The sequence below is a fragment of the Alicyclobacillus fodiniaquatilis genome (assembly GCF_042678105.1).
GTDB classification, from domain to species: domain Bacteria; phylum Bacillota; class Bacilli; order Alicyclobacillales; family Alicyclobacillaceae; genus Alicyclobacillus; species Alicyclobacillus fodiniaquatilis.
This window is the reverse complement of record NZ_JBHUCX010000035.1, coordinates 199,570-214,379: the sequence shown is the minus strand read 5'-3', so window position 1 is coordinate 214,379 and position 14,810 is coordinate 199,570. Positions and strand designations below refer to the sequence as shown.

Below are 14,810 nucleotides of genomic sequence, written 5' to 3'. Positions count from 1 at the left end.
TGGTTGAATGCCTAAAAAAATGCAAAAAACCGCCTGGGTTTAAATGCCCAGGCGGTCGACCGATATCAGCTATGTTTCCCCGTGGTGCTCCACGTTTACCGCCAGTCACATAGCCGCTCTGTTTTAGTTGTCAAGGAGACTATAACAACTTCGTCCTCAGCTTGCAAGTCATATTCGCCGCTTTTCATCAGATGGATACATTTTGCAAAGGGCTGAGCCAAAAAAATTTTTGCATGCGCATTGCTGATGCGTGCCGGAACAGGCTTTAGTACAATAAAAGAAGTCACGAGGGGGAAGCGCAATGACAGACTTGAACAAGGCGGTTGCAAGTATTCAAATATCGGGTATCCGCAAATTTGCAGATCTCGTCACCCAATATAACGATGTTTTATCATTGACCATCGGTCAGCCCCATTTTCCAACCCCTAAGCACATCAAGGATGCGGCCATACAGGCGATAACGGAGGGCCATACGAGTTACACGTCCAATCGCGGCCTGCCGTCCCTGCGGCAAGCCGTTAGCGCCTACTACGGTGCCAAGAGCGGAGTCGTCTACGATGCACAGACCGAAATTTTGGTGACGGTCGGTGCGACACACGCTTTGGATATCAGTTTGCGCGCGCTCCTGGCGCCAGGAGATGAAGTTGTCATTCCAGCGCCTGCGTATCCGGGGTACGAACCGCTTGTCCGCCTGGCGCAAGGGACTGTGCGTTATGTTGACACCGCCACGACACGGTTTAAACTGACGCCGGCTCAATTGCAAACGGCCATCACACCCCGCACCAAAGTGGTTGTGTTGGCTTCGCCGGTAAATCCTACGGGTGTCGCCTATACAAAGGACGAGCTGTCAGCGCTGGCTGCAATTTTGGCAAAGACAGATGTCTATGTCATCAGCGATGAAATATACAGTGAGTTGCAATTTGATGAACAACATACCAGTTTTGCCACATTTGCAGCCTTGCGCGAGCGTACGGTGGTCATTCAAGGATTGTCCAAGTCGCACAGCATGACGGGGTGGCGGATTGGCTTCACCTTGGCGCCAAAGAAGTTGACGGACGAGATGGTCAAGGTGCTGCAATATAGCGTGTCCTGTGCCAGTTCCATCAGTCAACACGCTGCCCTTGAGGCGCTGGTCGGTGGCGGAGATGACAGTGCGATCATGCGTGCGCAATATGCGCAAAACCGCGATATGGTCGTCGAGGCGTTGGATCAAATGAATTTGCCTTTGGTCAAACCAGCGGGCGCATTTTACGCGTTTCCGGACATCCGGCCTTTGCAGATGACATCGCAGACGTTTGCTATGCGACTGCTCGACGAGGCGCGCGTGGCGGTGGTGCCCGGCGATGCGTTTAGCGAGTACGGAGAAGGATTTGTGCGGCTTTCTTATGCATGTGAACCTGTTCTCCTACAAGCAGGTTTACAGCGATTGGACGATTTTGTAAAGAAGTGTCATTCCAGCATGTGAATTTCTTGCGGACGGGCAGATGTGGTTGTCCGCCATTTTCATCTCGCCGTATGCAAACAAAAAGGCGCACGCATGTTTACACCCACTCTGAGTCAAGCTACAGAGGGAGGCGAGGACATGCGTGCGAAAAACAGAAGCACACGGGTGTGGGTTGGCGCGACAATCTTTATTTTGATTGCCGCCATTTTGTTGTTATTTCGATTCTTCCGCTATGTGGTCGAACAGTGGACGTGATGCCCGCAGAAGTGCGCGGGTATCACGCTGTGTGTTGCCAGTGTTCAATTAAGTTGAACGCATAGATACAAGCGCATCTCGATAAGCGGCTTTCCGGAAGTATGCGGTCAGCACGTTTAATGCAGTTTCAATGCACCCCTCGTCTGGGGTCAATTTGGCGTGGTGTAGGCCGTAAGGGGAGTCTGCGCCAAGCCAAAATAGGAAGCCCGGATATGCTTGCAAAAAGTAGCCAAAGTCTTCACCTGTCATCGCAGCATCCACCCGAATGACCTCTGCCAGGCGATTGTCCGCTACAAATGACATAAATCCTTCGGTCAAGCGCGCTTCATTCCAAACCTGATGATAATTTGCCCCATAGTCGATGGTCGCTTGGCATGCGAACATGGCTTCGATTCCTTGTACGACTGCTTCAATCCTCGATTTCATCTGCGTCATCGTCGCTGCCGAGAGGGCGCGTATGGTTCCTTCGATCCGCGCCTTTTCCGCGATGATGTTCTGTTTGCTGCCAGCTTCCAGACGACCAACGGTGATGACCGCGGCGTCGAGCGGATCGACATTGCGTGAGACAATGCTCTGCAGCGCTGTGATGAGATGCGCGCCTGCCACAATCATGTCGTTTGCCCGGTGTGGATAGGCCGCATGGCCGCCGCGCCCCGTCAAATCGATAAAAAGCTCGGACGTGTTGGCAAACAGAATACCGGGCTTGATGCCGATTTGGCCCACGGGCAATTCTGGCTGAACGTGCAGCGCAAACATGGCGTCCGGTTTGACTTGCAGAAACGCCTCGCTCTGCATCATGGGCAAAGCGCCGCCTGGTCCTTCTTCAGCTGGTTGGAACAGCACGACGAGGTCATCCAGTGGCGGCTTTGCGGCAAAATGGGCGACCAGTCCCAGCGCGATGGTCATATGCACATCGTGGCCGCAGGCATGCATCATACCAGGGTGCTGCGAGGAGAACGGGTAATCCGTCTCCTCGGTGATGGGCAGCCCGTCCATATCTGCCCGATAGGCGACGCGAAAGCGGGCGTCTGTGCCTTGAATGCGCACAATGACCCCTGTTTCCCATGTGCTGATGCGCAAATGATCCTGTGGCAATTTTGCCAAAAAGTCCAGAATGTACGCCTGTGTCTGATGTTCTTGGAAACCAGGTTCCGGTATTTGGTGCAGCGCGCGGCGAACCGTGCGCAAAGCTTGAACATCCATCATAGGCGACGCAGTTCCTGTTTGATCTCGATTTTGGACTTGGTCGTCTCGTCAATTTGCTTGATGACGCGTGCAGGCACGCCAGCTACCACCGTTGCCGGGGGGACATCCTCAATCACAATTGCGCCTGCCGCCACCACTGCGCCACGCCCGACGCGTACACCTTCGAGTACGACCGCGTTGGCGCCAACCAAGACATCGTCTTCCACCACCACGGGTTTCGCCGAAGGTGGTTCAATGACGCCTGCGAGGACCGCGCCAGCGCCAATGTGACAGTTTTGCCCGACAGTCGCGCGTCCGCCGAGAACCGCGTTCATGTCAATCATCGTCCCCGCGCCGATTTCAGCGCCAATGTTGATACTTGCGCCCATCATCACCACGACGCCTTCACCAATGGTCACTTTGTCGCGAATGATGGCGCCCGGTTCAATGCGGGCCTTCAAATTTTTCGTATCGAGCAAAGGAATCGCTGAATTGCGGCGATCCGCCTCAATCACGTAATCTGCCAATGACGTTTTATGCGCTTCTAAAAATGCGGAAATGGCATCCCATTCACCAAAGAGGACGCCCGTTTTAGCTTCAACGAACGCTTGAACGCCGTCGGGATAGACCAGCTTGTCCAGGTCGTCGCCTTTAACGTAAACTTTTACAGGTGTTTTTTTATGGCTTTCGGAAATAAATTTGATAAGTTCTTCAGCAGTGTTCATGGGTGATCTCCTTCACTAAATTGTCTTAATCCCATCATACCGAAGGATTTCTACGCCGCAAGTCGCTCGTGGTATGATACTTCATGGAAAAGGGGGAATTTGAACGTGAGCGTACATATTGGGGCAGACGAAGGCGCAATTGCCGAGAGAATTCTCTTGCCGGGCGATCCGTTGCGCGCGCAGTATATCGCAAAGACATACTTGGATAATCCGGTATGTTACAACGAAGTGCGCGGTATGTACGGATTTACAGGTACATATAAAGGCGTGCCAGTCTCTGTTCAGGGAACAGGCATGGGTGTGCCGTCCATCTCTATCTATGTTCAGGAATTGCTCCAGTCCTATGGCGTCAAGACGCTCGTACGGGTCGGGACTTGCGGCGCGATTCAAAAAGACACGAAAGTGCGGGATGTCATCCTTGCGATGAGCGCATCGACAGATTCAAACGTGAATCGCCTGCGGTTTGGCAATATCGATTATGCGCCGACCGCCGACTTTTCACTCTTGTATCGGGCGTATGAAATTGCGAAAGCGCGCAAGACACCGGTAAAAGTGGGCAACGTATTTACTGCCGACTTATTTTACAGCGATGGCATTGCGGACATGGAACAATGGGCAAAGTATGGTGTATTGGCAGTGGAGATGGAGAGTGCCGCGTTGTTCACGTTGGCAGCAGCGTTCCAAGCGCGGGCGTTGTCCATTCTCACCGTCAGTGATCATATATTGACCGGCGAGGCGACGACCGCAGAGGAGCGGCAAAGCACGTTCCGCGACATGATGGAAATCGCGCTGGAAACAGTGATACAAGCGTAAGGAAAGGATGTAGACGCATGAAAATCGGTCTGATCGGGTTAGGAAAAATGGGGTATAACCTCGCTTTGAATATGATGGAACACAAGCATCAAATTGTCGCTTACGATCTCGACAAAAATGCGGTGGCACGCCTGCAAAACGAAGGCGCAGAGGCGGCTGGCTCCATCTCGGAAATGGTGCAAAAGCTGGATACCCCGCGCATTGTCTGGCTGATGGTCCCACACGGCAAGCCGGTGGAGAATCTGATTGATCAATTGATGCCGATGTTATCCAAAGGTGACATCATCATCGAGGCGGGCAACTCCCACTACAAAGAGAGCATCGCCCATGCAGAACGCTTGGAAAGTCAGGGAATTCACTTTTTTGACGTCGGTACGTCCGGTGGCATGGAAGGCGCCCGCCATGGGGCTTGTTACATGATTGGCGGCGACCCAGAAGTGTTTAAGACCATTGAACCGGTTTTCCGCGACACGGCAGTAAATAAAGGTTACGTCTACACGGGACGCGCAGGGAGCGGTCATTTTGCCAAAATGGTGCACAATGGTGTCGAGTACGGCATGATGGCGTCTATTGGCGAAGGATTCGACATCCTGGAACGCAGTCCGTTTGATTTTGATTTTGCGGAAATCGCTCGCTGTTGGTCAAACGGTTCTGTCATCCGTGGGTGGTTGATGGAACTGACGGAGAGTGCATTCCGGGCGGATCCCCGTTTGAAGCAGATCAAAGGGGTTATGCATTCATCCGGTGAAGGCAAATGGACGGTTGATGAAGCGCTTGATTTGGGCGTTCCAGCGCCAGTTATTGCCCTGTCATTGATGATGCGCTACCGCTCGGAAGAGGACGATACGTTCAATGGCAAAGTGGTTGCAGCGCTGCGCAATCAGTTTGGTGGACATGCAGTGGATAAAGCGTAAAAAGTGTCATCATCACCAAAGGTCATCAAGGCTGCCTTCACAGCAGGTTTACTGCTTTGGGGCAGCCTTGTTTTGTCGATCCTACAAGCGTGATCGACGGGATATAGAAGGGGTCATGTCTCGTCGAGCAGGCGGTCGCACAACGCTCGGTACTGCCTATAACGCGTTTGCAGTGCGCGATGTTCTTCCATCCGTGGCTTGACCACTTGCAGTGACAGCCGGTTGATTGACATCTCCGGCAATCCAGCGGCTTGATTGGCCAACAACACCGCGCCGAGCGTCGCGCCGTCCATATCAGGTTGGATGTGCATCTCCACGCCGAACAGATCCGCAATGTGCTGCAATACCCACGCAGTTTGAAACAACCGTCCGGAGACAATCACCTTGTCTGGCTTGCCCAATTGGTCAATCAGGCGCTCGCCGATCCAGTACGCGTTGAACAACATGCCTTCGATGGCGGCTCGAAACAGGTGCTCCTGTCGATGAAACAGCTGCAGACCAAGGAAGGATGCGGTTGCACTCTCTTGCCACAAAGGCGCCCGTTCTCCGGCCACATAGGGCAAGCAGAACAGCGCGTCGGCTTCCACCGCGCCTGCTGCCTCGCACAGTTCGGGAAAACGACGGTCAAAATCCTCGCCAGCTTGTGTCAACACATTGCGGTACAGCCAGTCCAGCATGATGCCACCATTGTTGCTCGGGCCGCCGACAATGTAGTGATTGCGGTCCAGGACGTAGCAAAATGATCGCGTCGATACGTCGACGGTCGGCTGCGCGCTGCCCATTCGCAAAGCGAGGCTGGTGCCGACCGTCAACAGCATCGTGTCGGGGGTGGTGGCGTTGCCTGCGAGGTTGGAGAGCACACCGTCCGAACCGCCGATGCAAAATACCACGTCGGCGGGAACGCCAAGTTGGCTGAACCGCTCGTCTGTCGGCGCTTTTGCAAGGTGATTCGTCGGCACGGGCGAAGATAGTTGTGCTGTGGTGACCTCTGCATAATCAAGGGCCTTCTGGTACCATTTGAAATGGGCGATATCGAACATGCCTGTCGCACTGGCCATGGCGTAGTCGATTTCCCACACGCCGAACCAGCGAAACCATACATATTCCTTGATGGAAGCGAATCTCTTTGCTTTTTGGAAGATGTCCGGGTGCGCCTGACGCAGCCAAGCCAGTTTGGCAATCGGCGTCATGGCGTGAATCGGGGTTCCTGTGTGCGTATAAATGTCCTTGCCGATGTCTTTTTGCCAGAGCGCGCCCGCCACATGTCCGGGGCGCGCGTCCATCCAAGTCATGGCGAGCATCAGCGGGTCGCCAGTCGCGGATAGCGGCATCAGGCTGTGCATGGCCGTGCTGAATCCGACAGCACGCAACGTATAGCCCTTTGCGGTTGCAGTCTGATAAGTCGCGCGAAAGACATCCATGACGGATTCGTAAATGGCATCCGCATCCTGAACGGCAGCGCCCTGTTCGTCATGCAGGGTCTCGGTGTGGCGAGTGTGTTCAGCAATCTGCTCACCAGTGAGATGATATGCGACCGCCTTGATGGATGTGGTACCGATATCTAAGCCGATGGTACACCACATCGTTGTCATGTTCGAAAACCTCCAAACCCCAATGTCACAGTGGCGTGATGGAAAGGCGCGTTTGAGAAACAAGAACGCCTAGCCAGGAGCACCCCCTGCTAGACGTTCAACTCATTGACAGATGCAGATGGATCCGGGTGCGATCACGCTTTAATTCGCATGAAAGCCTCGATATCCGCCACGCGTTTGATGATGTCCGCAGAGAGATTCTCAACACCTTGTTCTGTGACGAGGACATCGTCCTCAATGCGAATGCCAATGCCTTCTTCTGCAATATACAGCCCCGGCTCGATGGTCAGCACAGTCCCTGCTTCAATGGGCCATTCCCGGCCGCCGACATCGTGCGTATCCAATCCGAGTGGGTGGCTGACACCGTGGTAGTAGTAGTTGCTCAATTCCTCATCGTTGGTGATGAGGTTGATTTTCTTCAGCTCACGCGCCAGTGTGGCCCGTGTCACATCGTTCAATTCCTTGTATGTCATGCCAAGCTTGATGGCCGCAATGGTCTCGTCCATCGCCATCAGCACAATTTCGTACAGTTGCTTTTGCCGGTCTGTAAATTGACCGCTGACAGGAAATGTGCGCGTGATGTCCGCGGAATAATAGCTGTACGAAGCGCCAAGGTCGCACAGGACGAGATCTGTTTCGCCTGTCTGCATGTTGTTTTCCACGTAATGCAGGATGGTTGCGCGTTCACCGCTGGCGATGATGGAAGGGAAGGCATGTTCGCGAACGCCGTGACGGGCGAGCGCATAGTCAAAATCCGCCTCAATTTCGTATTCCATATTGCCTGGTTGCGCGTTTTTCATCATGTTCTCAATGCCATCCTTGGTGATTTGAATGGCCTTGCGAATGGCTTCGACTTCAGCGGCGTCTTTGACGGAGCGCAAGCGGCAAATTTGTGGGTACACGTTGTTCAACTGCAATGTCGGGTAGCGCGTTCCGACCTCTTGGGCAAAGCGATGGGCCGCTGTCGCCGTCTGAGACCAGCCAGACTGTTCGATGTCCAAGTACAGTGTGTCAAATGCGCCATCGATCAGAAGGCGCGCGAAAACATCCTGTAGATGGGTGACGTTGTCGATGTCGTCAATCCCCGAACGAGATTTTGCCTCTTCTGCGCGCATGCGCTTGCCGGTCCACTTTTCTTCCAGTGGATCGACAATTTCGATGAAGGCGGTTGTGCTGACCGCGCCGTTTTTCTTGGCGATGAGCAAGGCCATGTTTTCTCGGTCAAGTCCCGTCAGATAATAGAAGTTCCGGTTGACGTGAAACGGGTAGGACGCATCACGCGACATATGCGGCGCAACGCCAGAAAAAAGCACGAGCAGCGCATTGTCGGCCAGTTGTTCCACAAGCTTCTGGCGGCGCGTTTGAAACAGGGATGAGTTAAACATACACGCACTTCCTTTTAGCATTCACAAAGCTGGTTTTGGTTGAAAATCAATCAGTCCGTGGTCCATTGCGCGGATTAAAGCCTCTGCTGTGGCCATGTTGGTCGCGACGGGTACATTATGTACGTCACACAGTCTCAAAAGCGCGTTGATGTCTGGATCATGAGGTTGAGCAGTCAGTGGATCCCGCAAGAATATGACGAAATTCATTTCGTTATTCGCAATGCGCGCGCCAATCTGTTGGTCGCCGCCATACGGGCCGGATTGAAAGCGGTGGACTTTTAAATCAGTCGCTTCCATGATGCGTAGACCAGTGGTGCCGGTCGCGTAAAGGTTCGCCCTCTGAAGGATGCTTTGATAAGCGACGGCGAGGTTGACAATGTCTTCTTTTTTATTGTCGTGTGCGATGAGCGCAACGTCCAGCATGTTTGCATATGCCCCCTTTAGCGGACAATGACTGTCTATGTGACATGTGATAAGTCCGCTCGTCATTCGAGTTGATGGATTTCACATGTCCCCTTGGAGCGGACTTGGACACGCTCCCAATTCAGTTTAACGCAAAGTGATGGAAATGGCAGTAGCGAAGGACAATGAATTTCCAATTTCCATCGGATGAAGCCTGAAAATTAAATCGATTTCGTGATGCCACGCCATCCGCAATGCGCATTGACTGCATTTTCATGATGTTGCTGGTCTAGATTGCGTTGCGTCTGGCAATTGGCAGTTCATTGGCGGCACCCCGACCAAGCTTGCTCGATAACCGCCATACTCAAAGCCGGCAACACGCGCGTGGCGTAATCCACATCCAGACGCTCTGTCCACTGATGTGCGTCTTTTCCGTAAGGGCCTAAATTGCACACCGGGATCGACAATTCCGCCATCGTTTGCAAAGGAAGTGAATAGGCGCTTCCCCAGCCAGGCATTTCTCGGGCAATTCCCGACCAATCTTGGCTCAGCTGATACCCTGTGTAACTCAAATCGCACAGTCCTGGAAAAGCCGTCCGGTCTTCAAGTTGGATATCAAAGCGTTCTCTGGCAACGTGTTTTGCTCGATGGATGCAAGCAGAGACCACTGGATCCGGGCTGGCGTCCACTGGCGGATAAACTGGGGGCGCAATAAACAACACCAGGCGGCCAGTGTGAGAGACTTGCGCTTGATTCACTATATCTTTTACGGCGCACAGCGTCCCGGTCAGTGGGTCTTTGTCGTCGGAGACCAAAACATTTTGTTCGGCTGACAGCAATTCGGATAGCCAGTGAACGGTAATATAATGACCTTCACCTGACGTCAGCAAGCCCGCTTTTCTGGCTGCTGTCTCTATCTGGTGTTGGAGCGTGCGCATTGCCCCATCACTGGTTTGACGCAGCAAGTTGAGCACTTGACTGGGTGACCGTCGGAAAAAGGGCACATGAAAAAAGGCGGCAGCCATGTGAGGGGATTGAACAGAGTACGTCTCTTGCAAGTCCCGCTGCCACAGACAAGTGACAGGCACCAATTTGTGTTGTTCTGTATATTCGCTTACATCTGGATGTGCTTCCAATGTCGTGGTCAGGTGGCTGATCATTTGAATCGCATTCAGGCCAGAGAAGGGCATGCCCACATGGCCAGGAACGCCGACGGCCAATGCGCCTAACAGGATTTTCCCGAATGTGCCTGAATAGATATGTGCGCCGGAAGTGGCGTCAGAGGGGACAAAGGAAGGCTCACCATTGAGGCAAAGCACATACTCGAGGTCATACATCTGCCGCCAGTGGCGCAATAGGTCAACCGCCGCGATCATGCCGCGCGATTGCGACTCCTCATCAGGCACAGCCAAGAAGACCAAATTGCTGTCTGCGCCAACTTTGCATGCTTTTTCAAATAGATGCAGGTGCACGGCCAGACCCGTTTTCATGTCCATGACCCCGCGTCCAAACCACCAGCGTCCACGCATGGTATCGGCCTTTGCGTGGGCAGGCAGCGGCACCTCGCCCTGCAAAAGGCGCGCTGTCCATACCGGGATATCGAAGGCGTCCTGCCCATTCGGGCCAAAATCGCTGACGCCGACCACATCTGTATGTGCAATCAAGACGACGGTGCGTCGTGTCGCATGTCCGCGATACAGAGCGCCGACGCCTGTCTGTTGCCCGTCCTTGGTCGTGAAATGTTCTACCTCAAATGTACGGTCTGCGGCAGCGCATTCCACTTGACGCAATCGATCCGCCAAGTACGACGCCACATCATGTTCTGCCTGGCTGCCTGTCACACTGGGGATGCGGACGAGTTGCAGGATGGTTTCTTGCAGGGCGGCCTCATCTTGTCTATCCCAAGTCCACTTTTCATCGTTTCGCACCCGCGCCACCTCCGCTTGTTAAGGTGCCCGAAAACAGGGGAAAACACCAGTTTTCGCCCATCAACGGAACATTCGCCGAATGATGCGCCAAATGATCCAGATGAGGAAAATGTCAAAAATGATGTGAAACAGACCGAATCCAACGCCATAGCCGTAACCAAACCCAAATGGGTTGAACAAGCGCGCAAATGTATAACCAGCAAAGAAGGACAGAAAATGAGAACCAAAGCCAAACCCTGAACGAGTGCGATAAGGCGATGTGTATCGGCTGGTATATCTGGCGCGAGACGAGAAAGATCTCGATGCGCGAAATGAACTGCCGAGTCGAATGTCGTGTAGCGGCGCGCTGGTTGACGTCTGTACGGCGTACTCTGTGACATCCATGTGGGCCGTCTGTGTTGTCGTTTCGGCAAATGCCGTCGTGGGCATCCATAAACAGATGGCTGCGAAAAGCGTCAATAACCACTTTTTCATCGTGTCAATCATCCCTTTTCAATTGGACATGTTTAGCCGGTATTTTCCTGTTGTTGCTGGGTGCGGGATATACCACCCGTGGTGAGCCGCAGGCGCGATGGGCGTGAGAAACGCGCAAACTCACCAAGCAGTGGATGCGAAATCATGCTACAATGGGCGATACCATTGGTATGCGTAGTTGGAGCGGTCAGCTATGCGAAGTGACTTTATTGTAACGTATATCCTTTGGGAACGCATACGTCCATTATGCACGCCTTCGGGAGGAGCCCGCTGAATGGAAAAGTTTTTGTGGTCCTTTGTCAGTCTTGGGATGCTGTTACTCGTAGGCTTTACACTGATTATGCTTCATCCCGGGAGAAGTGTTTATGAGGGGGCTGGTTGCCTGATGATGATCGGTGCCATGATTGGCGCTGCCGCCATCGACATTCGCCTGCGCAGCCCACAGTTACGCAAGTTTCACAGACATTCTTAGTCAGCGTTACGCGGGGTGTCACATATACTGCCATGTGCTGACTATGATTGAAAGCGCTTGCTTTTTGCGATGCGGTGCGCGATATCCTTTTACTTCAGGTAAGATGCGGGATAGACGCCTGTTTGTCGCAAGATGAGCCCATAACAGGCGCATCTAAAAGCCTCTTGTCATACAGTGTGGTGAGGCTCCGGTTGGAGCAAATGGACAGAGGAGGATGCGACGTGGCGAATCAGTCAAACAGAAGCAAGCGCAAAGCTTCCCCGAAATCCGGAGCTAAACGGCAGCGACCGACCACTCCGGCACAAACACCGGAAGTTGAAACGGTTGCATCGAAGTCGGATGCGATGGGAAATCTGAAAAATAACCTTACAGGTAAACGCAAGGCGATTTTTGAAATTTTGGATGACGTCAAGAAAGTAAAGCCTGATCAATGGCAAAATCCGAACCAAGTGGAAGAGTTGGCAAAATCGTTTGCCAATAAATTGGGACTGCCTGTCCCCGAACAACGGATTCGCCAATTTGTGAAGGCCTACTCGGATGCAACGAAGAACGGACCGACTGCAAACGTCGATGATCTGGTGAAAAAGTACGGTAAAAACGTCGACGACAAGACATTAAAAGAAATCAAGAAGTTTGTGCCGAAGAGCAAAGGCTAAAATGAAGGTCAATCACTGTTTCATCCGCTGCGCTCGTTTTGCGGGCAGTAGACGTTTATAAAAAGGCTTCGCTGATACAGCGGGGCCTTTTTTCATGCAATGAGACGAGGGGCGAGAGGGCAGAGCGCCTCTCACCCCATTGGGGGCAGGCCATTTTGTTGATTGGGCCGTTGAATTGCCTGTGGATTGGCGGGTTGCGGGTTGGTGGTCTGTGCCGGAGTAGCTGTTGGCTCTTCTTCCTCATCGCCACCGCCCTTAAATAGGTTGGCGCCCAACGGGGAACTCATCAAAGCGCCAAGGATGCTCGTAAAATCGTCGGTGGACAAATTTTTGCCTCGTTGTTTCACAAGTTTGTCTAATACACCAGATTCCTTTAAGGAAGTGGTCGTGACAAACACCGTATCCAAAACGCGATCCGCTTGTTGCAGATAGCCGAGCCAATTCTTCACCATGCCACGCAAGTTGCCAACAGTTTTCATCGTCTCCTGCATGTTTTTTGGCGTCAGCAACTGCGACAGACTCGGCGTTTTTTTCGTCTTTTTCGCTGGCGTAGTCACCGCGGCTGATGAGGTCGGTTTCCGCCGTTTGCGCGTCGGCGTTCGAGTTCTTCTTGTGGTGGGGCGACTGGATTGCGCTTTGGCAAGCTGCACATCATGCATGGCGGTTTTGCGCCAGGCCGTTGGATGGTCAGTGTTTTGCTTTGATTTTGCGGTTGGACGATGGCGAACCTTTGAACGCACTGCTTTGTTGGTCGTGATGGTTGCACCTCCCTCTGATAGACAGTTTCTCTCTGTTATCCTATTGCGAGGTTCGGCCATTGGTGCGGAATTTGCCGTGTTGCCATCTGTGCATAGGCAGCGCGCATCGGTGCAGACTACCTCCGTAAGAGGCGCCTCAATGCGGGGGAGCGCAGTCGTAAAGGAGTGATGATCCATGCCAATTGAACGTTCGCTGTTCGCCAAGTACGGCGGTGTACACTTTACGCAACAGGCATCCAGCAGGGATATCAATGAATTCGTCAAGACATTGGGCGCAGATAAGCGAGACAGCCTGTTCGAAGTGCTCGGTGAACTGGATAAAGCGGGGTTGATTCATATCGAAAATGACCACGATTGGGTCGATCCCTATGGCGATGTGCATCCTGCGCATCCACATGAACAGGGTGATAAAGGACCAAAGTAGTCGTTCATCGCCTACCGCCTGGAATATCCACAATATATCCACAATGCACTTGAGACGAAAACGAGACAACATCTGCACACAGTGACGTAAGCGGATGTTGTCTCGTTTTGTACGAACCAGCTGATGATGTTGTTCAGTCTGGCAGGGTATGCGCTTCTGCGCCGATTAAACGTGGCTCGGTTCTGCCGTCAATTGATCATGAAACTGTTTCATGCGCGAAATGGCCTCGGCAATTTGCTCATCGGAAACCGCGTAGGAGAAGCGCACATGTCCTGGCGCGCCAAATGCGTCGCCGGGCACGCTTGCGACAAGCGCATGTTCGAGCAGCAGCTCACAGTAGTCGTTAGCGGATGCGATGGTTCGTCCATGTAGAGATTGGCCGATGACGCCGGATATGTCAGGGAAAGCGTAGAACGCGCCTTCTGGACAGACACATGTGACGCCAGACAGTGCTTGCAATCCTGCAACCAATGTGTCGCGGCGGTGTTGGAATGTCTGCACCACGGTCGGATCGAAACTATCCAGCGCGGTTAATCCAGCCGCTTGGGAAATGGTCGATGGGCTGCCTGTCGTATGGCTTTGCAAACCGGAGAGCGCTTTGGCCACGTCTGGTGGTGCCGCCACATATCCGAGCCGCCAGCCAGTCATGGCAAACGCCTTGGAGAAGCCGTTGACGACCAGCACATTTTGGGCCAGATCTGGACAAACGCGCGCCAAGCTCACCTGCTCTACGTCATAGACAAGTCGCTCGTAGATTTCATCCAACACGATGAAGACATCATGTTTGCGCAGCACTTCGCCAAGTGCGGCCAGTTCGTCCTCGTGATATACCGATCCGGTCGGATTACAAGGTGTATTCAACAGCACAGCTTTTGTTTTCGGGGTGATGGCAGCTTCAAGTTGTGCTGCGGTCATTTTGTACTGAGTCGATGCATCACAGGATACGATGACCGATTTTGCACCGGCCAGCGCGACCTGTTCAGGGTAAGACACCCAATAAGGCGCTGGGAAGATCACCTCGTCTCCTTCTTCACAGATGGACACGAAGATGTTGTACAGCGTATGTTTTGCGCCTGATGAAATGATGATCTGCTCTGGTGTGTATTGCAGGCCGTTTTCTGTCATCAGCTTGCGGGCAATCGCCTGGCGCAGTGCGAGTGTGCCAGTGGCTGGCGTGTACCGGGTGTTCCCGTTTGTGATGGCGCGAATGCCCGCAAAAGCGGCGGCGGTCGGCGTATCAAAATCTGGTTCGCCAACACTCATGTTGATGACCGGCTGGCCTTGCGCCAACAGCGCTTTGGTTTTACCATCAACACTCATTGTTGCAGACGGTCGAATATTGCGAACACGTGTGGATAAGCGATGTTCCACGGGCCACGTTCC

At 53.1% G+C, this 14,810-nt stretch carries 15 protein-coding genes and 1 riboswitch; of the genes, 6 read left to right on the top strand and 9 right to left on the bottom strand.

What is annotated here, in order from left to right:
- Positions 1-38: 38 nt before the first annotated feature.
- A riboswitch (ZMP/ZTP riboswitch) is annotated at positions 39-119 on the bottom strand.
- A 182-nt stretch (positions 120-301) separates the two neighbouring features.
- Positions 302-1,465, top strand: coding sequence for an aminotransferase class I/II-fold pyridoxal phosphate-dependent enzyme (locus ACFSB2_RS14300; protein ID WP_377943750.1), 1,164 nt, complete (start codon positions 302-304; stop codon positions 1,463-1,465).
- Between the two features lie 282 nt (positions 1,466-1,747).
- Here the strand turns inward: ACFSB2_RS14300 and ACFSB2_RS14295 are convergent, their stop codons facing one another.
- Complete coding sequence (locus ACFSB2_RS14295) at positions 1,748-2,905, bottom strand: N-acetyldiaminopimelate deacetylase (RefSeq protein WP_377943749.1); 1,158 nt, start codon at positions 2,903-2,905, stop codon at positions 1,748-1,750.
- The gene (gene dapD, locus ACFSB2_RS14290) at positions 2,902-3,609 is read right to left on the bottom strand and encodes a 2,3,4,5-tetrahydropyridine-2,6-dicarboxylate N-acetyltransferase (RefSeq protein WP_377943748.1); all 708 of its coding nucleotides are present in this window, start codon (positions 3,607-3,609) and stop codon (positions 2,902-2,904) included. The genes ACFSB2_RS14295 and dapD overlap by 4 nt, the downstream gene beginning before the upstream one ends.
- A 105-nt stretch (positions 3,610-3,714) precedes the next feature.
- Between dapD and deoD the strand changes: the two genes are divergently transcribed.
- A complete protein-coding gene (gene deoD, locus ACFSB2_RS14285) occupies positions 3,715-4,422 on the top strand; it encodes a purine-nucleoside phosphorylase (protein ID WP_377943747.1) in 708 nt (235 codons plus the stop codon).
- 17 nt (positions 4,423-4,439) lie between these two features.
- On the top strand, positions 4,440-5,336 hold the full coding sequence (gene gnd / locus ACFSB2_RS14280) for a phosphogluconate dehydrogenase (NAD(+)-dependent, decarboxylating) (protein WP_377943746.1): 897 nt from the start codon (positions 4,440-4,442) through the stop codon (positions 5,334-5,336).
- 113 nt (positions 5,337-5,449) lie between these two features.
- Here gnd and ACFSB2_RS14275 read toward each other — a convergent pair whose 3' ends face one another.
- The 5 genes from ACFSB2_RS14275 to ACFSB2_RS14255 all read right to left on the bottom strand — a co-directional run bounded on the left by ACFSB2_RS14275 (position 5,450) and on the right by ACFSB2_RS14255 (position 11,117).
- Positions 5,450-6,928 carry a gluconokinase gene (locus ACFSB2_RS14275; protein WP_377943745.1) on the bottom strand — a complete coding sequence of 493 codons (1,479 nt, stop codon included), beginning with the start codon at positions 6,926-6,928 and terminating at the stop codon, positions 5,450-5,452.
- 134 nt (positions 6,929-7,062) lie between these two features.
- Positions 7,063-8,313 carry an aminopeptidase P family protein gene (locus ACFSB2_RS14270; RefSeq protein WP_377943744.1) on the bottom strand — a complete coding sequence of 417 codons (1,251 nt, stop codon included), beginning with the start codon at positions 8,311-8,313 and terminating at the stop codon, positions 7,063-7,065.
- A gap of 21 nt (positions 8,314-8,334) precedes the next feature.
- On the bottom strand, positions 8,335-8,736 hold the full coding sequence (locus tag ACFSB2_RS14265; RefSeq protein ID WP_377943743.1) for a methylglyoxal synthase: 402 nt from the start codon (positions 8,734-8,736) through the stop codon (positions 8,335-8,337).
- 299 nt (positions 8,737-9,035) lie between these two features.
- Positions 9,036-10,643 (bottom strand): M20/M25/M40 family metallo-hydrolase, encoded by a 1,608-nt coding sequence (locus ACFSB2_RS14260; RefSeq protein WP_377943742.1) that lies wholly within the window; start codon positions 10,641-10,643, stop codon positions 9,036-9,038.
- Positions 10,644-10,703: 60 nt separating this feature from the next.
- Complete coding sequence (locus tag ACFSB2_RS14255; RefSeq protein ID WP_377943740.1) at positions 10,704-11,117, bottom strand: hypothetical protein; 414 nt, start codon at positions 11,115-11,117, stop codon at positions 10,704-10,706.
- 274 nt (positions 11,118-11,391) lie between these two features.
- Between ACFSB2_RS14255 and ACFSB2_RS14250 the strand changes: the two genes are divergently transcribed.
- Both ACFSB2_RS14250 and ACFSB2_RS14245 read left to right on the top strand, forming a co-directional pair.
- On the top strand, positions 11,392-11,589 hold the full coding sequence (locus ACFSB2_RS14250; protein ID WP_377943739.1) for a hypothetical protein: 198 nt from the start codon (positions 11,392-11,394) through the stop codon (positions 11,587-11,589).
- A 221-nt stretch (positions 11,590-11,810) separates the two neighbouring features.
- Entirely contained in the window at positions 11,811-12,245 is a 435-nt protein-coding gene (locus ACFSB2_RS14245; protein ID WP_377943738.1) for a hypothetical protein, read from the top strand.
- 131 nt (positions 12,246-12,376) lie between these two features.
- Here the strand turns inward: ACFSB2_RS14245 and ACFSB2_RS14240 are convergent, their stop codons facing one another.
- The gene (locus ACFSB2_RS14240) at positions 12,377-12,904 is read right to left on the bottom strand and encodes a hypothetical protein (protein ID WP_377943737.1); all 528 of its coding nucleotides are present in this window, start codon (positions 12,902-12,904) and stop codon (positions 12,377-12,379) included.
- 274 nt (positions 12,905-13,178) lie between these two features.
- Between ACFSB2_RS14240 and ACFSB2_RS14235 the strand changes: the two genes are divergently transcribed.
- Positions 13,179-13,427, top strand: a complete 249-nt coding sequence (locus tag ACFSB2_RS14235) for a hypothetical protein (RefSeq protein ID WP_377943736.1) — start codon at positions 13,179-13,181, stop codon at positions 13,425-13,427.
- Between the two features lie 165 nt (positions 13,428-13,592).
- Here ACFSB2_RS14235 and ACFSB2_RS14230 read toward each other — a convergent pair whose 3' ends face one another.
- Positions 13,593-14,798 carry a pyridoxal phosphate-dependent aminotransferase gene (locus ACFSB2_RS14230; protein ID WP_377943735.1) on the bottom strand — a complete coding sequence of 402 codons (1,206 nt, stop codon included), beginning with the start codon at positions 14,796-14,798 and terminating at the stop codon, positions 13,593-13,595.
- Positions 14,799-14,810: the final 12 nt, after the last annotated feature.

Coding starts and splice junctions, on each gene's coding strand:
- ACFSB2_RS14300 (WP_377943750.1), top strand. CDS start 302: ATGACAGACTTGAACAAGGCGGTTGCAAGTATTCAAATATCGGGTATC.
- ACFSB2_RS14295 (WP_377943749.1), bottom strand. CDS start 2,905: ATGATGGATGTTCAAGCTTTGCGCACGGTTCGCCGCGCGCTGCACCAA.
- dapD (WP_377943748.1), bottom strand. CDS start 3,609: ATGAACACTGCTGAAGAACTTATCAAATTTATTTCCGAAAGCCATAAA.
- gnd (WP_377943746.1), top strand. CDS start 4,440: ATGAAAATCGGTCTGATCGGGTTAGGAAAAATGGGGTATAACCTCGCT.
- ACFSB2_RS14275 (WP_377943745.1), bottom strand. CDS start 6,928: ATGACAACGATGTGGTGTACCATCGGCTTAGATATCGGTACCACATCC.
- ACFSB2_RS14270 (WP_377943744.1), bottom strand. CDS start 8,313: ATGTTTAACTCATCCCTGTTTCAAACGCGCCGCCAGAAGCTTGTGGAA.
- ACFSB2_RS14265 (WP_377943743.1), bottom strand. CDS start 8,736: ATGCTGGACGTTGCGCTCATCGCACACGACAATAAAAAAGAAGACATT.
- ACFSB2_RS14255 (WP_377943740.1), bottom strand. CDS start 11,117: ATGAAAAAGTGGTTATTGACGCTTTTCGCAGCCATCTGTTTATGGATG.
- ACFSB2_RS14250 (WP_377943739.1), top strand. CDS start 11,392: ATGGAAAAGTTTTTGTGGTCCTTTGTCAGTCTTGGGATGCTGTTACTC.
- ACFSB2_RS14240 (WP_377943737.1), bottom strand. CDS start 12,904: ATGCATGATGTGCAGCTTGCCAAAGCGCAATCCAGTCGCCCCACCACA.
- ACFSB2_RS14235 (WP_377943736.1), top strand. CDS start 13,179: ATGCCAATTGAACGTTCGCTGTTCGCCAAGTACGGCGGTGTACACTTT.